This window comes from Oceanicola sp. 502str15 (assembly GCF_024105635.1).
Lineage (GTDB): Bacteria > Pseudomonadota > Alphaproteobacteria > Rhodobacterales > Rhodobacteraceae > Vannielia.
This window is the reverse complement of the sequence record NZ_WYDQ01000001.1, coordinates 3,600,285-3,621,401: the sequence shown is the minus strand read 5'-3', so window position 1 is coordinate 3,621,401 and position 21,117 is coordinate 3,600,285. Positions and strand designations below refer to the sequence as shown.

Genomic DNA, 21,117 nt, shown 5'->3' with positions numbered 1-21,117 from the left:
ATTCACCGTCCGCGAGCGGTCTTGTCTCCCCTTTTCCCGCCCCCACCTTTATGCTGCACCGAAAAATGCGAGTAGAGGCACGCATGAGCGGTACCGGAAAAAAGAAAACGCCCCTTGTGGCGGAGAAGCGCTTTTCAAGCACCTCCGGCAGCAAGGCTGCGCCGAAGAAACAGGCCAAGGCCCCAAAGAAGAAGCGTGCGCCACGGGCAAAGCGCCCCGCGCCGAAGGGGGTATTGGGCTGGATCGCGCGGATTACCCGGTTCTTCATGCGGGTTATCTGGGGCGTCACATGGCGGATCGGTGCGGTGGTCGTGCTGGTCGTCGCCGGGGCCGTCGGCTACTTTTACACGACGTTGCCGGAAGATGTGAGCGCCCTGCTCGATGCGCGTACCCGTGGCTCCGTCACGATGCTGGACCGGGACGGCAAGGTATATGCTTGGCGCGGCGAGACCTACGGCGGCAAGATCACCGTCGACAAGATATCCCCGCATCTGCAGAACGCAATCATCGCCACCGAGGACAAGCGGTTCTACCGCCACTTCGGGGTCAGCCCGCGCGGCATTGCCTCGGCCATCGCCATCAACCTGCGCGAAGGCCGCGGCCCGCTGTCCGGCCACGGCGGCTCCACCCTGACCCAGCAGACGGCGAAACTGCTCTGCCTCGGCATCCCCTACGATGAAGCCGCGTGGGAGAGCGAAGCCGCCTACGAGTCCGATTGCCGCGAAACCACGCTGTGGCGCAAGATCAAGGAAATGATCTATTCCATGGCGCTGGAGACCCGCTACACCAAGGACGAGGTGCTGGCGATCTACCTGAACCGCGCCTACCTCGGCGCCTCCTCCCGCGGCTTTGCCGCCGCCTCCCAGCGCTATTTCGGCATCCCGGCGAAGGATCTGAGCCCCGCGCAGGCAGCCATGCTCGCAGGCCTCCTCGTGGCCCCCACCCGCTACGCGCCCACCTCCGACCTCGAGCGCAGCCAGGCCCGCGCGGCCACCGTGCTGAAGCTGATGCAGGAGCAGGGCTACATCACCGCAGCCGAACGCCAGCAGGCCACCGACAACCCCGCTACCCTGAGCCAGGCCGCACAGGCCCGCGCCGGTGGCTACTTTGCCGATTGGGTTATGGACACCGGGCCGGACTTTCTGACCAAGGACACCACCGAAGACGTGGTGCTCAAGACCACCCTCGACCAGCGCATCCAGAAGGCCGCCGAAGAGGCCATGAAGGTGGTGTTCGAGACCAAGGTGCGTGAAGGCTCTGCCGCCCAGGCTGCCGTGGTCGTGATGAGCGCCGATGGCGCCGTTCGCGCCATGGTCGGCGGGCGTCAGACAAAAGTGACGGGCGCGTTCAACAGGGCCACAATGGCCAAGCGGCAGACGGGATCGAGCTTCAAGCCCTTCGTCTACGCCGCCGCGCTCGATCTGGGCTATACGCCTAACGCCACTGTGGTCGACGAGCCCCTCACCATCAACGTGCCCGGCTCGGGGCCCTACAGCCCCAAGAACTACGACCGCAAATTCCATGGCCGGGTCACGCTGACCGACGCTCTGGCCCACAGCTACAACATTCCCGCCGTGAAGGTTTCGGAGGCCGTGGGCCGTGAGAATGTGCGCAACATCGCGGAGGACTTCGGCATCGAGTCAGACCTCGCGGCCGGCCCTGCCCTAGCCCTCGGCGCCTCCGAATCGTCCCTTCTGGAAATGACCGGGGCCTACGCCGGCATCCTCAATGGCGGCACCTCCGTAACCCCCTACGGTATCCTCGAACTGCGCCTGAAAGGCGATGACGAGCCCCTGATGGGCCAGGGCGGTGGTCTGGGCGAGCGGGTCATCACCGAAGAGGCGGCAAGGTATCTCGTCTACATGATGAGCCAGACCATCGAGGCCGGCACCGGACAGCGCGCCGACATCGGGCGGCCTGCGGCGGGCAAGACCGGCACAACCTCTGCCGCCCGCGATGCCTGGTTCCTGGGCTTCACGGCTGATTACGTGGCCGGCGTCTGGATGGGCTATGACGACAACACCCCGCTGACCGGCGTCACCGGCGGTGGGTTGCCCGCCGACATCTGGCGCGAGGTTATGGTGCGGGTGAACGAGGGGCTGCCGGTGCACGAGCTTCCTATGCTGGTGCCCCAGCGCGCCCAGCCGCAGGTGAGCCAGGCCGAGCCCCCGCAGCAGACCGCCCGGGAGCAGACCGAGGCCGAACGCCGCGCCGCCGAACGCGCGCGCCGTCAGGCCGAGCGCGAAGCCGCACGGCAGGAGCGCCAGCAGCGCCGCCGCCAGAACGGCGATGTCGCCGAACGCATTCTGGAAGATGTGTTGCGGGGCCTGCTCGGCGGAAACAACTGAGCGATCAGTCGGCGGCTTCGGCCGCCGACCCGGGCTCTGCGGCAACCGGCTCCATTTCAGCCGTGGCCTCGGCCGGGGCAGGACAGCGCTCGTAGCGGAAGGCATAACCGTTCCACGCAAGGATCAGCCCGCCTTCGGCACCCTCCATGAACAAGGCGCGCTCCGTCCATTGGAAATTGGGGTTGGCGCCTTCGCATTCCATGTCGAAGAGCTGGGCGTTCATGTCGCGCACGTTGACCGGGTTGAGCATCTTGCAGGTGCCGCTCAACCCATGAAACACGCCATCCTCGATGCGCAGAAAGCCCTCAGCCCCGTCGCCCGCCTCGCATTCCGCCTCCGGGCTGGCGCGATAGCGGCCCTCGACCTCCAGGGCCAGGGCCGGGGTCGCGGCGCAGGCAAGTGCCAGGCCCAGAAGCCGCCAGGCCCTCACGCGCGTTTCAGATCCTCGATCAGCGCGTCGATGTTGCCGCCGCGCCGGTCGAGCAGGGCACCGACCTCGGCGCGCTCGGTCAGCAGCATGTTCACATCTGCGATGAAGAGGTTGAAGAACTTGTGCTGGCCGCTCCCGTCACTGACGAAGAAGGTCACATCGAAGGGCGAGCTCCCGCGCAGCGTGGCAACGGTATCGACCTCGATCCATTTCTTGACCTGGCGCGCCCCCTTCACATCGATCCGCCCGCCGATGAACTCGCGGAACCGACGGCCATACTTGCGGGCAATGTAGCCCGAGAAGGCCTGCGTATAGGCGCGCATCTGTCCTTTCGAGGCGCCACGTGCGGCCGACCCGAGCGAATAGAACGAAATGTAGTTGAGATCGGCATAGCGAACAAAGATGCGCTGGAAGTCCGCCAGCATGCCGGCTTCGGACTTGCCCGAGGCGATCACCTTGTTGATCTCGCCAACCGCCGCCGTCACCAACTGCTGGGAGGCCCCGGAAGAAAGCGCCAGAGCCGCGCGCGGCATGACCAGCCCGGATGCCGCGAGGGCGCTGCCCCCTGCAATCAGGCTGCGCCGGGTGAGTGTGGGGATGTTACTGGCTGCCGTAAAAGTCTTCATAGCTATCGTAAACCTCGTCTGCCTCTGCTTCTGCGGCCTCGGTATCTCCGGTCTGCCCCCTGCGATTCTGGAGGTAGATGATCCGCGCCTGCGCGTAGCTGTCTGCACTGTCATATAGAACAGAATCGACGGTTTCCGAATACTTTGCCCGATCACCGGCGCGTGAGAGCACCCGGATGACGGTAATTTTCCTCTGATCCTCGGCTGCAATCACGCCCTGAAGCGGGTTCAGCAGTGTATCGAGCACCTTTCCGGCCACGTCCCGCTCCGTCGACGGGCCAAGGATCGGCAGCTCGATGTAGGCCCCCTCCGGCACGCCGGCCTTGGCCAGCGTCACCCCGAAATCGGTCGCGTCGTCATGCAGGCCGATACGGGTCGCCGGATCGAAGATCCCGCCAATGCCCACGGTGGTGTTCACCGCAACGCGCCAGAAGTTGCGCATGGCGCTTTCCATGTTGCCCTGCAGCAGATGGTTCATCATGTAGCTGGGCTGGCTGAAGTTGGTCGAGATGTTCGAGAGCCCCTGCGTGACAGGCGCCGGGATCGCTTTGCCGATGCCACCGCCCTTGCCGCCCCCCATGCCGCTGTCGACCCGCTTGTTGAAGGCATGAACATTGCGGTTCTGCTTTTCGTAGGGATCGAAGATTGCCTCGCCCGACGTGTTGGGCGTGCAACCCGCAACAAGCGTGGCGAGGGCCAGGATCAGGGCGGCCCCGGTGCGGCGAGTGGAGGCAAGGTGAAGCAAAGGAAATCTCAACCAATTCTGCGTATTTCGGTGCGCAGGGCACACGAGCCAGACCGACCCGCTCCCTGTGGGCACGATAGCCGTGGCGGCGTCGGGTCACAACCGGCGGAAAGTAGCGGGCCTGCGATGGGAGAACGGCGAAAATGCGGATGTCGGAGACCGCCAAGGGGTTTGCCGAACTGCGGGCAGCCCGTGCCATGGCGCGGCGGCTCATCCATGCAGCCATCCTGTTCTCGGTCTTCGTCAACCTGCTCATGCTGACCGGCCCGCTCTTCATGCTTCAGGTCTACGACCGGGTTCTCGGCTCACGCTCGGAGGAAACGCTGGTCGCCCTCTTCATGCTGGTGGCGTTCCTCTTTCTCATGATGGGCATGCTCGACTACGCCCGAGGGCGCATCATGGCGCGGGTGGCCGCCCGGTTTCAGGCAAACATGGAGGCCAGGGTATTTGCCGCCACGCTCTCTGCCGAGTCGCGTGCGCCGGGCAGCGCGCTGGCGGCAAGCGGGCTGCGCGACCTCGACAGCGTGCAGCGGTTCATGTCGTCTCCCGCACTGCTGGCCATCTTCGATGCTCCATGGACGCCTCTGTTTCTTGGCGCAATTTTCCTGTTTCACCCACTCCTCGGCGGTCTCGCCACAAGCGGCGGCCTGGTGCTCGTGGCCGTGACCCTGCTCAACCAAGCCCGCACCCGCCGCCCGGCGCTGGAGGCTGCGGCGCTGCGCGAATCGACTGATCGCATGGCCGACCAGATCCGCAGCGAGGCTGAAACGATCCAATCCCTCGGCATGCGCGGCGCCACCTTCGCCCGCTGGAAGGCCGCGCGGGGGCATTCGGCCCTTCGCGCCCTCACGGCCGCCGATCGGGCAGGCGGATATGGCACCATCACCCGCACCCTGCGGCTCTTCCTGCAATCGGCCATGCTGGCGCTCGGGGCATGGCTGGTCCTGCGGGGGGAGCTGACCGGCGGCGCGATGATTGCCGGTTCAATTCTTCTCGGCCGCGCCCTTGCCCCGATCGAGCAGCTCATCGGCCATTGGGAGCTGGTGAGTCGCTCCTCCAAGGGCTGGGCCTCCCTTGGCAGGCTGCTCGCCGCCGTGCCTGCCGAAAACCCACGCACAGACCTCCCCGCGCCCCGCGCCCTGCTCGAGGTGCAACAGGCGACCGTGATTCCGCCCGGCGAAAGCCAGGCCGCGCTCAGGATGCTCTCGTTCCGGCTGGAGCCGGGGCAGGCGATGGGGGTCATCGGCCCCTCCGGCGCGGGCAAATCCACCCTCGCCCGGGCACTCACCGGCACCTGGGCCACCGCTGGCGGGCGCATCCGGCTGGATGGCGCCGCGCTCGACCACTACGACCCCGACACGCTGGGTGCCTACATCGGCTACCTGCCGCAACGCGTCACCCTGTTTGAGGGCACAATCGCCGAAAACATCGCCCGCCTTGCTCCCGAACCTGACGCCGCAGCCGTTGTTGCAGCCGCAAAAAGGGCCGCCGCCCATGACATGATCCTGAGGCTCCCCAACGGCTACGATACGCCGGTTTCCGCCGCGGGCGGTCGGCTCTCTGGCGGGCAGGTTCAGCGCATCGGGCTGGCCCGCGCGCTTTATGGCGATCCGGTGATCCTGGTGCTCGACGAGCCCAATTCCAACCTCGACAACGAAGGCTCCGAGGCGCTTAACCACGCCATTCGCGCATTGAAGGCCGATCACCGCTCGGTGCTCATCATGGCGCACCGCCCAGCCGCGATTCAGGAATGCGACCTCCTGATGCTGCTGGATGGTGGAGTGAAAAAGGCATTCGGGCCGCGCGACGAGGTGCTCCGTCAAGTGGCCCTCAATCATTCCGAAATCTCTCGTTCCACCGGGCAGGGAGGCGTCACATGACCCCCTCCGCGCGTGGCCCGCTATCGCTCGGAGCCCTCGCCCTGACCCTTCTGGTGGGCGGTTTCGGCGCATGGGCCACCCTTGCCAGGATCTCGGGGGCCATCGTCGCTTCGGGACAGGTGCAGGTAATGCAGAGCCGTCAGGTTGTGCAGCACCCCGACGGCGGCGTCGTCGAGGCCGTGCTGGTCAGCGAGGGCGAAAGCGTTGCCGCCGGTGACATGCTCATCCGCCTCGACGCCTCCGAGATGGCCTCCGAACTCTCGATCGTGGAGGGCAGGCTGTTTGAAATTTCCTCCCGCGCCGCCCGCCTGAGGGCGGAGCGGGACGAGGCCGCCAGCATCAGCTTCCCGGATGACATCACAACCCGCGCCGCCCTCTCGCCGGACGTCAGGGAAATGGTCGAGGGCCAGATCCGGCTATTCGAAGCCCGGCGCGACACGCTGGCACGCGAGGCCGACCAGCTTGGCCGACGCAAGGGCCAGATCGAAAGTCAGGTGCAGGGGATCGATGCCCAGAGCACCGCGCTCACCCGCCAAGTGGATCTGATCCAGCGCGAGCTGGAAACCCAGCGCAACCTCTACGAACGCGGGCTGGTGAGCTACGACAGGCTTCTGGCGCTCGAGCGCGAAGAGGCCCGCCTCGCCGGCGAAATCGGGCGCCTCGCTGCCGCACGGGCCGAGGCCGAGGGCAAGACGACGGAGCTGGATATCGAGATCCTGAAACTCGGTGCCCGCCGTCGTGAAGACGCCATCACGCAACTTCGCGACATGACCGCCAGGGAGGCCGAACTGCTCGAACGCCGCCTGGTCCTCACCCTGCGGCTCTCCCGGCTCGAGATCCGCGCGCCCGTCTCGGGTGTGATCTACGGGCTCTCCGTCACCACCCCCCGGTCGGTCATCGGCGCGGCCGACCCGGTGCTCTACCTCATTCCGCAGGACAGGCCGCTGGTCGTTGCAGTCCGCGTGCAGCCGATCCACATCGACCAGGTCTTTGTCGGGCAGGAGGTGGTGCTGCGCTTCCCGGCCTTCGACGACCGGACAACGCCCGACCTGTTCGGCACGGTCGCGCAGGTTTCGGCCGATGCCTTCAGCGACGAGCGCAGTGGCGCCACCTTCTATCGTGCCGAGATAAGGTTGGGCGACGGCGAGGCCGAAAAGCTCTCGGGCCGCACGATCCTCCCCGGCATGCCGGTCGAAAGCTTCATCAGAACCGAAGACCGCAGCCCCCTCGCCTACCTGGTGAAGCCCTTTGCGGAGTACTTCAACCGGGCCTTCCGCGAAAGCTGAGGGTCAACTCCGTTTGCGCCGCATCGCGGACTTCAACTCGGAGAGCCGCAGCGCGCCGGTGACATGGGCCGCGGCGAAGTAGCTGATGATACCGGCGGCCACCAGCGCAAGCAGGGCCGTGTAGCGCACCCCCGTTGTATAGAGCGTATCTCCCAAGGCCCATTCCACCCCCAAAAGCACCGCCCCCATCAGCGCGGCAGAGAGCGCAATGCGCGGCAGACGCGACACCAGGCGCGAGTCGATCTGGGCCGCGACCCCCATGTGGCGTGACCCGCGCCAGAGCAGCGCCACCATCACCCAGCCAGCCAGCGTGGTGCCAAGCGCCGCCCCGATGAAGCCGAGCCACAAGGCCAGCCCGATAGACGCCGCGGCGTTCACGACCATGGCGATCAGCGCGTAGTTCAGCGGGCGTCGGGTGTCATGGCGGGCGTAGTAGAGCGGTTGCAGCACCTTCTGCAGCACGAAGGCCGGCAGGCCGATTCCGTAGGCAGCGGTCGCGAGGGCCGTGGCGGCAGCGGCCTCGGCCCCGAAGGCGCCCCGTTGATACAGCACCGAAACCAGCGGCCCCGCCACCAGCACCAGCGCCACGGCAGCCGGCACTGTCAGCACCAGCGCAAATTCCGTGGCGCGATTGAACCCGTCGCGCCCGGCCTGCTCATCACCGGCGGCCAGCCGCCGCGACAGCTCCGGCAGGAGCACCACGCCAATTGCAATGGCAACCACCCCGAGCGGTAGCTGATAGAGACGGTCCGCAAGATTTAGGTACTGGATCGCACCATCGAAAAAGCTGGCGACCTGTCGGCTGACGATGAGGTTGACCTGCAGAACGCCTCCCGCCAGCGCCGCCGGGGCGGCGATGATCGCAAGGCGCTTCAGCTCCGGGGTCATCCGCGGCATCCGCGGCACCAGCCGGAAGCCCGCTCGAGACGCCGCGATCCAGACCAGCGCCATCTGCGCCACGCCCGCCACCGGGACAGCCCAGCTCAGGGTCAGGCCAAAATCCCAGCCCTGCGCATCGGCGGTCAGCATCGCGCCGACGAGGATCACGTTGAGCAGAACCGGTGCAGCGGCCGCGGCAGCAAACTTGCCGCCGGCGTTCAGAACACCCGAGAGCAGCGCCGCCAGCGAGATGAACAGGATGTAGGGAAAACAGATCCGGCCAAAGGTGGTGGCCAGGTCAAACCGCTCATCCTCGGCAAAGCCGCTCGCCATCGCCAGCACCAGCCAGGGCATGATGAGTTGGGCCAGCAGGGTGAAGACAATGAGCACGCCGGCTAGCCCGGAAAAGGCATCGCGGGCAAAACCCTGGGGATCTTCCCCGTTCTCCAGCTTCTTTGAAAAGATCGGGATGAACGCGAGGTTGAAGGCCCCCTCGGCAAAGAACCGTCGAAACATGTTGGGCAGGGTGAAGGCGACCACAAAGGCCTCGGCCACCGGCCCGTCGCCCAACCGGGCGGCAATCAGGATGTCGCGGGCAAACCCCATGACGCGGGAGAGGAGCGTCCAGAGGCCGACTGTCAGGAAGCCCTTGATGAGACGGATGGGTTGCATGGCGCTGCTCGTCTTGTTTTGCGCGACTATACGCCTTCGCAATTGCCGTGGAAATCGCCGTCAGCGTCAGATCACGAAGAATGCAACCGTCATCGCCAGCCCGACGGCCGTGACGAAGGCTCGGATCAGCCCGGTCCGCTTGATCTTGCGACTTTGCTGCGCCCCGAACACGCCGCCCGCCGTAATCGCCACGCCGATCACCAGGGCCGGCGGCCAGGCGATCAACCCGCTCAGCGCGAAGGTGGCGGCAGAGAGAATCGAGATCACCGCCGACAGGATGCATTTGAGACCGTTCATCCCGTGGATGTCGGTGTAGCCAAGCAACCCGAGAGCGGCGAGCAGGATGATGCCGAGGCCGCCGTTGAAATAGCCGCCGTAGGCAGAGACGACAAATATGGTAAGCGCCGCGGCAATCGGTCCGGCATCCGCCTCTCGCCACCGGCGCAACAGTCGAAGCAGCACAGGGCCGCTGGCAAACAGCAGCGTTGCGACCAGCAGCAACCACGGCACCGCGCCGGAAAAAACATCGCCCGGGGTAACGATCAGCAGGCCGGCTCCGAGCAGGCTGCCGAGCGCCGCGCTGGCAAGGATGCCGCGCAGCCCGAGCGTACCCTCCGGGCGGATGTCATGGCGAAAGGCCCATGCGCTGCTCATGTAGCCGGGCATCGCGGCGAGCGTGGCCGTCGCATTGGCCGAGACCGGCGGGATGCCGAGCCAGACCAGCGCCGGAAAGGTGATGAAGGTGCCGCCGCCGGCAACCGCGTTGAGGATGCCCGCGACAAAGCTCGCCACCGCCAGAAATGCGCCTTCAGAGAGGGTCACGCTTGGCGCCGCCCACAACAGCCAAGGCAGGCCGGGGCTGCGCCCGGTTCAGCCATTCGCCCGGTCCGTGCCCGCCTGAACGGCCGCCTTCAGCCTCGTTTCCAGTGCCTTTTGCTTGCTCTCGCTGTGCACCTTCAGCCCGAACATGTCCTTCACGTAAAAGCTGTCGACCGCCTGGGCACCATAGGTCGCCACCACGGCAGAGGCGATCTGCAGGTTGCGCTCCGAGAGGGTGCGGGCAAGATCGTAGAGCAGGCCCGGCCGGTCGCGGGTATCGACCTCGATGATGGTGTAGATCTCCGAGCCCTCGTTGTCGAAGCTGACCGTCGTGGGAAACCGGAAGTTCATTTCCCGCTTCTTGAACTTGTCCTTCTTCGTCAACGCCTCGCGCGCCAGCACCTCGCCCTTCAGGGTCTTCGAAATCATCGCGCGGAGACGGTCGAGCTTGCCGATAGAGTAGGGGTTTCCCTCGGCGTCCTGAATCCAGAACACCGGCGTCGCGAACCCGTCTTTGGTCGTGTAGGTCCGCGCGTCGACCACATTGGCCCCGACGAGAGCCAGCGCCCCGGCGATGCGCGCGAAGATGCCGGGATGATCCGACAGCGCGAAGGCGGCGCGGGTGGCGTCGCGGTCGTCGTCCGGGGTCAGGTCGATACGGATCTCATCGTTACCGATCCCCTGCAGCATGTTGGCGATGATCACCTGGGTCGCGGTGGAGAGCCCCTGCAAATAGGGGTCGTAGTGCCGCGCCAACTCGGTGCGCAGGTCGGCCTTGTCCCAATGCCCCAGAGCCTCGCGCAACTGTCGGCGGGCCTCGGCAGACTGCTTGTCACGGTTCAGGTCTTCGAGACCGTTTTCCAGCCCGTCCGCCGTTTGCCGGTAGAGGTTGCGCAGCAACTGGGCCTTCCAGTTGTTCCAGGTGCCGGGCCCGACGCCGCGAATGTCGCAGACGGTCAGAACGGTCAGCAGGTCGAGCCGCTTCTTGGTTTTGACCGCTCGAGCGAAGCTGCGGATGGTGCGCGGGTCGGAGAGGTCACGCTTCTGCGCCATGTCCGACATCAGCAGGTGATAGCGCACCAGCCACTCCACATCCTCTGCCTCACGCGGCTTGAGGTGAAAGCGCGGAAGAACGGCGCGGGCAATCTTGGCGCCGAGCACCGAGTGGTCCTCTTCCCGACCCTTGCCGATATCGTGGAACAGGAGGGCGAGGTAAATGACCTTGCGATTGACCCCCGCCTTCAGGATGCGCGAGGCAACCGGCAGGTCTTCGATCAATTCGCCGCGTTCGATCTCGGCAAGTTCGCTGATGGTCTGGATGGTGTGCTCGTCCACCGTGTAGTGGTGGTAGATGTTGAACTGCATCATCGCCACGATGGGCGCGAACTCGGGGATGAAGGCTGAGAGCACGCCCAGCTCGTTCATCCGGCGCAGCGCCCGCTCGGGGTTGCCATGCTTGAGCAGCAAACCCAGAAAGATCCTTGCGGCCTCCGGGTCGGCGCGCATTTCGTCGTCGATCAGGTCGAGGTTTGCCGTGACGAGCCGCATGGCGTCAGGGTGGATCAGCAGCCCGGTGCGCAGAGCCTCCTCGAAGATGTGCAGCAGGTTCAGCTTATCGGCGAGAAAGGCATCTTCATCCTTCACGTCCAGCCGCATCTGCCGCACTTCATAGCCCGGCTTCACCCTGCGGCGGCGCAGAAGCCCGACCAGATGCGGCAACCGCTTGACGTGATCGGCCTCCAGCGCGGTCAGGAAGATCCGGGTCAGTTCCCCCACCATCGTCGCATGGCGGAAGTAGTCCTGCATGAAATGCTCAACGGCGCGACGGCCCGGGCTGTCGGCATAGCCCATCCGTGCCGCCACCTCGATTTGCATGTCGAAGGTCAACTGATCCGCCGGACGGCCCGCCAGAAGGTGAAGATGCGCCCGCACGGCCCAGAGAAAGTTTTCCGCCTGCTCGAAGGCCGTGAACTCCTCGGGCGTAAACACGCCCAACGGCACGAGCTGCGAGATCTCGTCGACGTGGTGGATATACTTGGCAATCCAGAAGAGCGATTGCAGGTCACGCAGCCCGCCCTTCCCTTCCTTCACGTTGGGCTCCAGCATGTAGCGCTGTCCACCCTGTTTCTTATGCCGCTCCGTCCGCTCATCGAGCTTGGCTTCGATGAACTCCTTGCCGGTACCCGCAAAGAGGCCCTGGTGCAGCTTGTCGTGTAGCTCCTTCTCCAGCGGCCTGTCGCCCGCCAGAAAGCGCAACTCGATCAGCGAGGTGCGGATGGTGTAGTCCTGCTTGCCCAGCCGCATGCACTCCTTCACCGTCCGGCTGGCATGGCCGACCTTCATGTGAAGATCCCAGAGGATATAGAGCGTGCTCTCGATCACGCTCTCCGCCCAGGGGGTGATCTTGTAGGGCGTCAGAAACAGCAGATCCACATCGGAGTGCGGGCTCATCTCGGCCCTGCCGTAGCCGCCCACGGCACAGAGCGCTATGTGCTCCGCCGATGTCGGGTTGGGCAGCGGGTGCAGGAACTGCCGGGTGAACCAGAAGGCCGTCACCACCAGACCATCGGTCAGATAGGCATAGGCATGCACCATCTCGCGCGCCTTCAGCGGATTCTGCTCGAAGGCGTCTCCGATCGCGGTTCGCCCCGCCTTCGCCGCGGCATTCAGATGCCGTGTCACCGCCGCACGGCGGGCCATCGGGTCGGAGCCGGCCTCGGCGCAGGCGTCTTCGATGGCACGAGCCAGCGCGACCGTGTCGATGATCTCCTCCGGCGCGCAGATCATCGCGCCGGAAGGGGCTATCGGCTCTGGGAGTGTGGCGAGATCAGAAACCGGCACCACCAAAACTTCTTGGCGCAGGGTCTACGATGACGACCTGGTTGTTGCGGATCTGGGCGATGGCAAGACCCCGCTGATTGGTGCCGTCACCCCGCAGGCGGAAGATGCCCCCGGTGCCGACAAATCCGGACCCTTGGGTCAGCGCACCCCGTGTGAGCGCGTCGGAGCCGCGACGTTCGACCAGCGCGCCAATGGCGGCGATCCCGTCATAGGCGAGGCCGGCAATGGGGTGCGGGCTTCCGCCGAAACGGGCGGCGTAGCGATTCTGGAAGCTGTTGTAGAGGTTGTTGTCGGGCAGGGCGAACCACGCACCCTGAAGGCCCGGCTGGGTCAGCGCCTCTGCCGGAATGTCGAGCCGCCCGAGCCCCATGAACTGGGTCACACCCGGAGACAGGCCGGCTTCGGGCAGAAGCTGCGCCAGGAAAGGCATGGCCCCGTCGTTGGTGGAGGTAAAGAACACCGAGGTCGCGCCCGAAGCCTTGGCCTGCGCCACGATGTTCGGCACCGCCGCCACGAGCCCTTGCTGCGACAGCTCGAACGAGGCCGAACCGGCATTGGTGGCGCCAGTGTTGCGAATCGCCTTCGCGATGGCATCGCGCCCGATTTCCTCGGCAACCGAACGGGCGTGAACGGTGAAGATGTTGCCCTTGCCGTTGCGCCGCGCATAGGACACCAGCCGCGTGGCGGTGTTCTCGAAGGTCGGGCCGAGCACAAAGACGTTGCCGCCCGCAATCTCGGGGTTGTTGGAGAAGGCCAGAACGTTCACGCCTTCGTCGGCCACGGCCACACCGGCGGCATTGGCGGCTTCGGAGTAGACCGGCCCGAGGATTACCTTGGCCCCGGCGTCCACCGCGGCCTGGGCCTGGCGGGCGGCGTTGCCGGCATTTCCGGCGGTATTGTAGACGCGCAGGTCAATCTGGACGCCATCGAGGTCGGCAATGGCGAGACGCGCGGCGTTTTCGAGTGCCTTGGCCAGCACATCGTCGCCCGAGCGACCGGAGCCACCGGGAACCAGAAGCGCAACCGGAACGGCGCGGCTGGTGTCGATCTTGGGGCCGGAGTTGCTGCCCAGCCCGCCCAGCGCTGCGGGATCACAGGCAGCAAGCAGGGCGATCACGCCTACAGCAAGGAGTTTGGCCGCCATCCGGCGGGGAGTCGTCAATACGGCAAACATGGGGTACTCCTTCAGAGCCTCGGGGCTTCGGTATAAACAGCCGGGTTCGAACAATTCTAACATCTGCGGGAGCCAAGTAAATGTCTGAGCCAACAGGAGGACCGGCCTGGCGAAAGACACCGCTCTCGGCAGGCCTTTATTTCGTGGCCACCCCCATCGGATCCGCCCGAGACATCACGTTGAGGGGGCTGGATATTCTGGCTTCGGCCGAGGTGATTGCGGCGGAAGACACGCGCACGGCCCGCAAACTGCTGGAACTGCACGGCGTGCCGCTCGCCGGGCGACGCCTGATCGCCTATCACGACCATTCCTCCCCTGCAGCCCGAAACGGCGTTCTGAAACTTGCGGCAGAAGGCGCGTCTGTCGCCTATGTGAGCGAGGCCGGCTCGCCCCTGGTGGCGGACCCGGGATATGCCTTGGGCAGGGACGCGGCCGCGCAGGGCATCTCCGTAACCACCGCACCAGGCCCCTCGGCGGCGATTGCGGCACTCACCCTCTCGGGCCTGCCATCTGACCGCTTCACCTTTGTCGGCTTTCCGCCGTCCTCCGGCGGTGCGCGCAAGCAGTTCGTTGCAGAGGTTTCCCGGTTCGGATCAACCGTGATCCTCTTCGAATCCCCAAAGCGCATTAGCGCTCTGTTAGGCCTTTTGTGCGAGTCTGCCGGTGAAGATCGCCCCGCGGCTCTGGCTCGGGAACTGACGAAGAAGTTTGAGGAAGTTCGGCGTGGCTCCTTGGCCGAACTGAGTGCCTCGGTGGCCGATGATCCGCCGCGTGGCGAGATCGTGCTTGTAATGTCCGGTGCTGTCGCTGGCGAAGCAGACCCGGAGGTTGTTGACGCCGCTTTGGGCGAGGCCCTGAGCCGGCTGCGCGTAAAGGATGCCGCGGCAGAGGTCGCCGCTGCCTTGGGCAGACCCAAGCGCGAGATGTATCAGCGGGCGCTGGAGCTGTCCCGCGCGACAGGAGATGACTGATGCCGTTCGACCTTGCCCCATCTTCCCACCGCCGCCACCGCGGCCTGCGCAATTACCACGCCGGGCGGATGGCCGAGGACACGGTCGCATTGGGATACGAGGCGCGCGGTGGCACCATTGCCGAGCGCCGCTGGCGTGGAGAGGGCGGTGAAATCGACCTTATCGTCGAAACCCCTGACACGGTGGTCTTTGTCGAAGTCAAACAGAGCAGCACCTTCGATCGCGCCGCAGAATCGATATCCCCGCGGCAGGTCGCGCGGATCATGGCGGCGGCTTCGGAGTATGTCGGGCGTTACCCCGCGGCGCTCTCGACCCCGATGCGCTTCGACCTCGCCCTCGTGAATGGCCGGGGCGAACACCGGATCTTGGAAAACGCCTTCTTCGGCTGACCCGTTGCAACTCCCTGCAGGCTCCTACATGAGAAGGAGAGTGCAAAAAGGGAGTGCGCGATGAAGGTCGCCTTTCAGATGGACCCGATTGGCGGCGTGGATATCAACGCCGACAGCAGCTTCAGGCTCGCCGAAGAGGCGCAGGCGCGAGGTTGGGAGCTTTTCTACTACACCCCGGACCAGCTGGCCTGGAAACAGGGCAAGGTTGTTGCGCAGGGCTGGCCGCTCGAGGTGCGACGCACCAAGGGCGACCACTTCACGCTGGGCGACCTGCAGGAGATCGAGCTGTCCGGGATGGATGTAATCTGGCTGCGGCAGGATCCGCCCTTCGACATGGGCTACATCACCACCACCCACATCCTCGAGCAGATCGGCGGCAAGACCCTCGTGGTCAACGACCCGTTCTGGGTGCGCAACAGCCCCGAGAAGCTGCTGGTGCTCAACTTCCCCGACCTCACCCCGCCAACGCTCATTGCCCGCGACCTCTCCGCCCTGCGGGCCTTCAAGGCCGAGCATGGCGATATCATCGTCAAGCCGCTCTACGGCAACGGCGGGGCGGGCGTGTTCCGCCTCGGCCCTGACGACAGAAACCTTGCCTCGCTGCACGAGCTCTTTGCCGGGATCAACCGCGAGCCCCTCATCGCCCAGAAATTCCTCCCGGCCGTGGCCAAGGGAGACAAACGGGTGATCCTGGTAGACGGCGAGGCTGTCGGGGCGATCAACCGCGTTCCGCTCGAAGGCGAGACCCGCTCCAACATGCATGTCGGCGGCAAGCCGGTCAAAGTCGAGCTGACAGAGCGTGACCGCGAGATCTGCGCCGCAATCGGGCCGCTTCTGCGCGAGCGCGGGCAGGTCTTTGTCGGGATCGACGTGATCGGAGACTGGCTGACCGAGATCAACGTGACCTCCCCCACCGGCATTCAGGAGCTGGAACGCTTCGACGGGATCAACGTTGCCGGCAAGATCTGGGACGCCATCGACCGGCGCATAGCCGAACGCGGCTGAGGCCCGGCCACCATCACAATGGACAGGGTGCCCTAATGTGCCGGGGCACCCACCGGATCCAGCAGCGAGCGTCCGCCATCCATTGTCACGATCTGCCCCGTGATGAAGCCCGCGCTCTCCGAAGCCAGGAACTGCACCACCTCCGCCACCTCGGAAGGCTGCGCAATCCGGCCCAGCGGCGTGTGCTCCACGATATCCTCACGGTAGCCCTCGTTCTCGTTCAGCGCCTTGTTCAGCGAGGTGGTCAGCACCGAGCCGAAGCTCACCGCGTTCACCCGGATGCGCTGCGGCGCGAGCGCCACCGCCATCGAACGGGTCATCTGGTCAAGAGCCGCCGAGGACACCGAGTAAGCCAGCAACCGCGGATGGGTGCGCCGGGCGGCAATCGAACTCATGTTCACCACGCAGCCCGCGTCCCCCTCCCCTTCGCCCTCACCGGCCTGCTTGGCGAACCGCTTGGATATGAGCTGCGTAAGACGCAGCGCCGTCATCATGTTCTGCTGCAGCAGCTCCTCGACCTCGTCCTTGTCCGGCTCCCCCGGCACGGAGGGCAGCACGACCCGGTAGGCATTCACCAGCACATCGACCCGCTCGAAGGCGTCGATCGTGGCCGAGAGCAGGTTTGCCTGTGCCAGCCGCTGCCGCAGGTCGCCGGCAAAGTACCGCAGGCGGCTCTCCTCGGCTTCAGCATCGGCGGCAAAAGCCTCGGCAAGCCGCTTGTCGTCAGAATCGGCGGCCATCACATTGGCCCCGCGAGCCACGAAATGGCGCGCAATCGCCATGCCCAACCCGTGGCTGGCCCCGGTAACGATGCAGGTCTTGCCCTTGATCGAAAAGCTCATGTGCAGTCCTTCGTGGCGGCCAATCGGGCCGAACCCTAATGCCTATCGGCGTCCTTGGCGAGCCGGCCGTGACGCGGCAAACAGTTTGAAGCGCGTATCCCCGCCGATCTCGGCCACCTCGCCGAAGCTTGCGGCAAGAGCCGCCTCATAGGGCAGATGCCGGTTGGATACCATCCAGAGCCGCCCCGATGGCTTGAGAGAGGCCGCGGCGGCCTCGATGAACGATGCCCCCATGGCCGGATCCGCGGTTCTGGAGGGGTGGAATGGCGGGTTCATCACGATGTGATCCACCTTCTCCGCAAGCGGCACCATCGCGTCGCCCCAGGTGAATTGCGCCCGCGGGTCGGACAGGTTCGCCCGTGCAGCTTCCAACGCTGCCCATTCCGCCTCGATCAGCTCCACCGCCTCAACGCCCTCGCGCTCGAGAACCGCCGCCGACAAAAAGCCCCAGCCCGCGCCCAAATCGGCCACACGGCCCTTCATCTGCGCTGGCAGCGCCTCGGCCAGCAGCACCGACCCCGGGTCTGGCCCCTCCGCCGAGAACACGCCCGGCGCCGTCTTCCAGCCCTCAGCGGCACGCGACACGGCCGGCAAGCGCCACTCAGAGAAGTCACCGCCCGTCACCGCAAAAACCTTGCCATGTGACTTCGAGAAGGCGGCAGAGACCTCTCCCTGCTTGCGCGCGGCCTTCCAAAGGCTTTCGGCACCGTCGGTCTTTGCGCCATCCACCAGCACCGGACCGCCGAGCGCGATCGCCTGCGCGAGCAGGTCGCGGGCCAGTGCCTTGGCGCGCGGGACGAAGACGATCGCGCCGACATAGTCTCCCGAGGGTTCGCGCTCCACGGCATAGCCGCGTGCCGTCCAGGCCGCATGATCGGGGAAATATCCGGTAACAACCTCTGCCCCCTCGGGCAGCCAAGCCTCACCGGCGCCGGGGCGAAACACCGCAATCCGCCCTTCGGGGAGTGTGATTGCGCCCGCGTCGAGCGCCATTTTCAATCTGGAGTTCATAGAAGGCAGAGCCGCAGCCCTATTCCTTTTCCATCGTGCATTGCAGCGGGTGCTGGTGCCGTCGGGCGAAATCCATCACCTGCGCCACCTTTGTTTCGGCCACTTCATGGCTGAACACGCCAACCACGGCCAGCCCCTTCTTGTGCACCGCCAGCATGATCTCGAAGGCCTGCGCGTGAGTCATGTTGAAGAACCGCTCCAGCACATGCACCACGAATTCCATAGGCGTGTAGTCGTCATTCAGAAGCATCACCTTGTACATCGGCGGCTTCTTGGTCTTGGGCCGGGTCTTCAGTGCAATCGACGGATCGCCGCCTACGGCGTCGTCGTCGTCATCCTGCGACATCGTGATGGGCTCAAGGCGCATGGCGCTCCGTATCTGGCATGGTCTGGTGCAAGGGATATCGGGGCCGTTATATAAGGCCAGTCCCCGCCCTGAAAAGGGTGCGCACCAAGAGAAACACGCAAAATGCCCACGAATCCCCCGCCAAACCTGCAGCTCATCGGTTTCGACGCCGATGACACGCTCTGGCACAACGAGCGGTTCTTTCAGCTGACCCAGGAGAGATTCGCCGAACTGCTGGCCGATTTTGCCGACCCGGGCCACCTCGATGCCCGGCTTCTCGAGGCCGAGAAACGCAACATCGGGCACTACGGCTTCGGGATTAAGGGCTTTGTCCTTTCCATGGTCGAAACCGCGATCGAGGTGACCGACGGCAGGGTGCCCGGCGCGGTGATCGGGCAAATCCTCGAAGCTGGTCGCGACATGCTGCGCCATCCCATCGAGCTGCTCCCCCATGCCCGCGAGGCGGTGGAACAGCTCGCCGGGCGCCACAGGATCGCGCTCATCACCAAGGGCGACCTGCTCGATCAGGAGCGCAAGCTGGCACAATCCGGGCTGGGCGACCTCTTCGACCGAATCGAGATCGTCAGCCACAAGGATCCCGAGACATACGCCCGAATCTTCACCGGACACGCCGAGGGCGAGGCGATGATGGTCGGCAACTCAATGAAATCTGATGTTCTGCCCGCTTTGGAGGTCGGCGCCTGGGGTGTTTTCGTGCCTCACAGCCTCGGCTGGGCCCTCGAACATGCCGACCCCCCACAAGCGCAAACCCGCTTCCGCGAAATAGCAGATTTGGGCGAACTTCCTGCGCTGGTCGAAGGTATAAGCTAAACATCTAGCGGAAGCGGTCCCGACGGCCCGCTAGATGTAGCGCATGTGACATCGGTGCAACCTTAAAAAACCTCTCAAATGTCATGTTTTCGCACGAAAAAACCTGTGCTAGCGTCATACTCAAGCAGAACAAAAAATGCTGACCGGAAAAATCCGGCAGCCTGAGGCAGTAAAAGGCAAGCGACGTGAGCACGCTCTCCCAGAGAGGCCGTTTCGGTCTCGTCATCGGACTTATTCTCATCACTCTCCTCAGCGTCTCGCTGAGGGCCAACGCCGCGCCTTATGCGGCGATGGTGATCGACGCACGAACCGGGGAGGTGCTGCACTCGCGCAATGCCGATTCCCGGCTTCACCCTGCGTCGCTGACCAAGATGATGACCCTCTACATCGCGTTTCAGGCGGTCGAGTATGGCGAGCTGACGCTCGACACACCGATCCTGATCTCGCAGAAGGCCGCCTCCGAGCCGCCCTCCAAGATCGGGCTGAAGGCCGGGCAGAAGGTGGCCCTGCGCTACCTCATCCGCGCCGCCGCGGTGAAGTCGGCCAACGATGCCGCCACCGCCATCGGCGAGGGAATCGCCGGATCCGAGGCCGCCTTTGCCCGCCGCATGACTCGCACGGCCCAGGCCCTCGGGATGACCCGCACCACCTTCAAGAACGCCCACGGCCTCACCGAAGAGGGCCACCTCTCGACCGCCGCCGACATGACCAAGCTCGGCCGCCACCTGTTTTACGACTATCCCGACTACTACAACCTGTTCTCGCGCATGACGACGCAGACCATGGGCAAGACCGTCCCCAACACCAACCGTCGCCTGCTCGCGGCCTACAAGGGCGCTGACGGTATCAAGACGGGCTACACCCGCGCCGCCGGTTTCAACCTCGTGGCCTCCGCCGAGCGTGGTGACGAGCGCATCATCGCCACCGTCTTCGGCGGCCGCAGCTCCGCCACACGCAATGCCAAGGTGGCAGAACTCCTCGATCTCGGCTTTCGCAGGGCCCCCTCCCGGGTCGCCGTTCGCAAGCCCGCCAAACCCGCCTACACCAAGGATGACACCGGCCCCGCGCCCGTCATGACCGCCGCGCTCGAAGCGCCCACGCCCGCACCCAAAGGGGGCGACGGCGTCTACAAGGGCAAGACCATCCGCGTCAGCGGCACCGTCCTGAACTCGATCCGCCCCCGCCGCCGTCCCGGCGCGGAACCCGCTGCACCCACCGTCGAAGTGAGTGAAGAGCTGTTGCTCGCCGCCCTCTCCGAGGAGATCGACGCCGCCGTGGCCGCCGTCACAGCAGAGGCCGCCGAGGCGGATGACGCCGTCAAGCTGGCCAGCGCCGCCCCCGGCGCTTCGCTCGAGAGCGAAGAGCAGGTGGCAGAGGCCCTGGCCGAGTTGAAGGGCGATCCCGAGAAGGCCGATGTGGCGCCCGAGCAGGTGGTGCTGGCCGCCGTCAGCCCCACCGCCCGCCCCGAGATCGAGCCGGGTGAGATCCCGGGCACGGCCGGTGATCTGGAAGTCGCCATCACCGAAGAGTCCGGCGCCTTCACCGCCGCCGGTGGCCCTTCCATCTCCCCCGACCTCCTCCCCAAGCCGCGTCCGACCCGGAACCGGCCCGCCCCGGAGGCCGACTCCGTGCAACTGGCGTCTGCCGAGGCCGCACCGGCGATCCTTCCTGCCGTGGCCCCAGCCCGCACCCAGCCCGAAGAGCCGGTTGTCATCACCCGCGCCTCCACCTCCGGCGGCAAGCTCTGGGCAATCTCGCTGGGCAAGTACCCGTCGCGCTTCTCGGCCGAGAAGGTGCTGCTGAAGACCGCGCTGAAAGAAATGGAAACGCTCGATGGCAGCCTGCGCAAGGTGAACAACCGCAAGGGCGGCTTCGAGGCGATCTTCGTCGGCCTCTCCGCCGATCAGGCCAAGCTGGCCTGCGCCCGGCTCGAAGCCCGCGGCACCACCTGCACCGCGCTTGAGCCCGGCCAGGGCTGAGCGATACAGAGATAACGAGGGACGCGCCCGGGGGAGAAATCCG

18 protein-coding genes are annotated in these 21,117 nt (G+C 65.5%); 8 read left to right on the top strand and 10 right to left on the bottom strand.

Annotation, left to right across the window (positions count from 1 at the left end; all coding sequences use genetic code 11):
• The first annotated feature begins 83 nt into the window (after window positions 1–83).
• Entirely contained in the window at window positions 84–2,348 is a 2,265-nt protein-coding gene (locus GTH22_RS17800) for a transglycosylase domain-containing protein (RefSeq protein ID WP_252946932.1), read from the top strand.
• A gap of 4 nt (window positions 2,349–2,352) precedes the next feature.
• Here GTH22_RS17800 and GTH22_RS17795 read toward each other — a convergent pair whose 3' ends face one another.
• The 3 genes from GTH22_RS17795 to GTH22_RS17785 all read right to left on the bottom strand — a co-directional run bounded on the left by GTH22_RS17795 (window position 2,353) and on the right by GTH22_RS17785 (window position 4,161).
• Window positions 2,353–2,778, bottom strand: a complete 426-nt coding sequence (locus tag GTH22_RS17795) for a hypothetical protein (protein ID WP_252946931.1) — start codon at window positions 2,776–2,778, stop codon at window positions 2,353–2,355.
• A complete protein-coding gene (locus GTH22_RS17790) occupies window positions 2,775–3,311 on the bottom strand; it encodes a phospholipid-binding protein MlaC (RefSeq protein WP_252946930.1) in 537 nt (178 codons plus the stop codon). The genes GTH22_RS17795 and GTH22_RS17790 overlap by 4 nt, the downstream gene beginning before the upstream one ends.
• A gap of 67 nt (window positions 3,312–3,378) precedes the next feature.
• Entirely contained in the window at window positions 3,379–4,161 is a 783-nt protein-coding gene (locus GTH22_RS17785) for a VacJ family lipoprotein (RefSeq protein WP_252946929.1), read from the bottom strand.
• A 131-nt stretch (window positions 4,162–4,292) separates the two neighbouring features.
• Between GTH22_RS17785 and GTH22_RS17780 the strand changes: the two genes are divergently transcribed.
• Complete coding sequence (locus tag GTH22_RS17780; protein WP_252946928.1) at window positions 4,293–6,029, top strand: type I secretion system permease/ATPase; 1,737 nt, start codon at window positions 4,293–4,295, stop codon at window positions 6,027–6,029.
• Window positions 6,026–7,315 (top strand): HlyD family type I secretion periplasmic adaptor subunit, encoded by a 1,290-nt coding sequence (locus GTH22_RS17775; RefSeq protein ID WP_252946927.1) that lies wholly within the window; start codon window positions 6,026–6,028, stop codon window positions 7,313–7,315. Before GTH22_RS17780 ends, GTH22_RS17775 begins: the two co-directional genes overlap by 4 nt.
• 3 nt (window positions 7,316–7,318) lie before the next feature.
• On the opposite strand, the gene murJ is transcribed toward GTH22_RS17775, so the two are convergent.
• The 4 genes from murJ to GTH22_RS17755 form a co-directional block, all read right to left on the bottom strand.
• Window positions 7,319–8,866, bottom strand: coding sequence for a murein biosynthesis integral membrane protein MurJ (murJ, locus tag GTH22_RS17770; protein ID WP_252946926.1), 1,548 nt, complete (start codon window positions 8,864–8,866; stop codon window positions 7,319–7,321).
• A 66-nt stretch (window positions 8,867–8,932) separates the two neighbouring features.
• On the bottom strand, window positions 8,933–9,688 hold the full coding sequence (locus GTH22_RS17765) for a TSUP family transporter (protein ID WP_252946925.1): 756 nt from the start codon (window positions 9,686–9,688) through the stop codon (window positions 8,933–8,935).
• Between the two features lie 48 nt (window positions 9,689–9,736).
• Window positions 9,737–12,529: a [protein-PII] uridylyltransferase gene (locus GTH22_RS17760; RefSeq protein ID WP_371928365.1), complete on the bottom strand. Its 2,793-nt coding sequence runs from the start codon at window positions 12,527–12,529 to the stop codon at window positions 9,737–9,739.
• Window positions 12,513–13,700, bottom strand: coding sequence for a penicillin-binding protein activator (locus GTH22_RS17755; RefSeq protein WP_252946924.1), 1,188 nt, complete (start codon window positions 13,698–13,700; stop codon window positions 12,513–12,515). The genes GTH22_RS17760 and GTH22_RS17755 overlap by 17 nt, the downstream gene beginning before the upstream one ends.
• 80 nt (window positions 13,701–13,780) lie before the next feature.
• Between GTH22_RS17755 and rsmI the strand changes: the two genes are divergently transcribed.
• From rsmI to gshB, 3 genes are read left to right on the top strand one after another with little or no spacing between them, the layout of a single operon-like run.
• On the top strand, window positions 13,781–14,671 hold the full coding sequence (rsmI, locus tag GTH22_RS17750; protein ID WP_252946923.1) for a 16S rRNA (cytidine(1402)-2'-O)-methyltransferase: 891 nt from the start codon (window positions 13,781–13,783) through the stop codon (window positions 14,669–14,671).
• Entirely contained in the window at window positions 14,671–15,060 is a 390-nt protein-coding gene (locus GTH22_RS17745; protein ID WP_252946922.1) for a YraN family protein, read from the top strand. The genes rsmI and GTH22_RS17745 overlap by 1 nt, the downstream gene beginning before the upstream one ends.
• Before the next feature lie 60 nt (window positions 15,061–15,120).
• Window positions 15,121–16,065, top strand: coding sequence for a glutathione synthase (gene gshB / locus GTH22_RS17740; protein WP_252946921.1), 945 nt, complete (start codon window positions 15,121–15,123; stop codon window positions 16,063–16,065).
• 32 nt (window positions 16,066–16,097) lie between these two features.
• Here the strand turns inward: gshB and GTH22_RS17735 are convergent, their stop codons facing one another.
• The 3 genes from GTH22_RS17735 to clpS are packed head-to-tail and all read right to left on the bottom strand — an operon-like array spanning window position 16,098 to window position 18,285.
• Window positions 16,098–16,907 (bottom strand): SDR family NAD(P)-dependent oxidoreductase, encoded by an 810-nt coding sequence (locus tag GTH22_RS17735; RefSeq protein ID WP_252946920.1) that lies wholly within the window; start codon window positions 16,905–16,907, stop codon window positions 16,098–16,100.
• A gap of 42 nt (window positions 16,908–16,949) precedes the next feature.
• Window positions 16,950–17,918, bottom strand: coding sequence for a class I SAM-dependent methyltransferase (locus GTH22_RS17730; protein WP_252946919.1), 969 nt, complete (start codon window positions 17,916–17,918; stop codon window positions 16,950–16,952).
• A 19-nt stretch (window positions 17,919–17,937) separates the two neighbouring features.
• A complete protein-coding gene (clpS, locus tag GTH22_RS17725; protein ID WP_252946918.1) occupies window positions 17,938–18,285 on the bottom strand; it encodes an ATP-dependent Clp protease adapter ClpS in 348 nt (115 codons plus the stop codon).
• 102 nt (window positions 18,286–18,387) lie between these two features.
• Here clpS and GTH22_RS17720 point away from each other — a divergent pair, with 102 nt between their 5' ends.
• A complete protein-coding gene (locus GTH22_RS17720; protein WP_252946917.1) occupies window positions 18,388–19,095 on the top strand; it encodes an HAD family hydrolase in 708 nt (235 codons plus the stop codon).
• A 290-nt stretch (window positions 19,096–19,385) separates the two neighbouring features.
• Window positions 19,386–21,074: a serine hydrolase gene (locus GTH22_RS17715; RefSeq protein WP_252947671.1), complete on the top strand. Its 1,689-nt coding sequence runs from the start codon at window positions 19,386–19,388 to the stop codon at window positions 21,072–21,074.
• Window positions 21,075–21,117: the final 43 nt, after the last annotated feature.

What these genes read in the sequence shown, in the direction of transcription:
- GTH22_RS17800 (WP_252946932.1), top strand. Translation starts at nt 84, where the DNA reads ATGAGCGGTACCGGAAAAAAGAAAACGCCCCTTGTGGCGGAGAAGCGC.
- GTH22_RS17790 (WP_252946930.1), bottom strand. Translation starts at nt 3,311, where the DNA reads ATGCCGCGCGCGGCTCTGGCGCTTTCTTCCGGGGCCTCCCAGCAGTTG.
- GTH22_RS17780 (WP_252946928.1), top strand. Translation starts at nt 4,293, where the DNA reads ATGCGGATGTCGGAGACCGCCAAGGGGTTTGCCGAACTGCGGGCAGCC.
- GTH22_RS17775 (WP_252946927.1), top strand. Translation starts at nt 6,026, where the DNA reads ATGACCCCCTCCGCGCGTGGCCCGCTATCGCTCGGAGCCCTCGCCCTG.
- murJ (WP_252946926.1), bottom strand. Translation starts at nt 8,866, where the DNA reads ATGCAACCCATCCGTCTCATCAAGGGCTTCCTGACAGTCGGCCTCTGG.
- GTH22_RS17755 (WP_252946924.1), bottom strand. Translation starts at nt 13,700, where the DNA reads ATGTTTGCCGTATTGACGACTCCCCGCCGGATGGCGGCCAAACTCCTT.
- rsmI (WP_252946923.1), top strand. Translation starts at nt 13,781, where the DNA reads ATGTCTGAGCCAACAGGAGGACCGGCCTGGCGAAAGACACCGCTCTCG.
- GTH22_RS17745 (WP_252946922.1), top strand. Translation starts at nt 14,671, where the DNA reads ATGCCGTTCGACCTTGCCCCATCTTCCCACCGCCGCCACCGCGGCCTG.
- gshB (WP_252946921.1), top strand. Translation starts at nt 15,121, where the DNA reads ATGAAGGTCGCCTTTCAGATGGACCCGATTGGCGGCGTGGATATCAAC.
- GTH22_RS17735 (WP_252946920.1), bottom strand. Translation starts at nt 16,907, where the DNA reads ATGAGCTTTTCGATCAAGGGCAAGACCTGCATCGTTACCGGGGCCAGC.
- GTH22_RS17730 (WP_252946919.1), bottom strand. Translation starts at nt 17,918, where the DNA reads ATGAACTCCAGATTGAAAATGGCGCTCGACGCGGGCGCAATCACACTC.
- clpS (WP_252946918.1), bottom strand. Translation starts at nt 18,285, where the DNA reads ATGCGCCTTGAGCCCATCACGATGTCGCAGGATGACGACGACGACGCC.
- GTH22_RS17720 (WP_252946917.1), top strand. Translation starts at nt 18,388, where the DNA reads ATGCCCACGAATCCCCCGCCAAACCTGCAGCTCATCGGTTTCGACGCC.
- GTH22_RS17715 (WP_252947671.1), top strand. Translation starts at nt 19,386, where the DNA reads ATGGTGATCGACGCACGAACCGGGGAGGTGCTGCACTCGCGCAATGCC.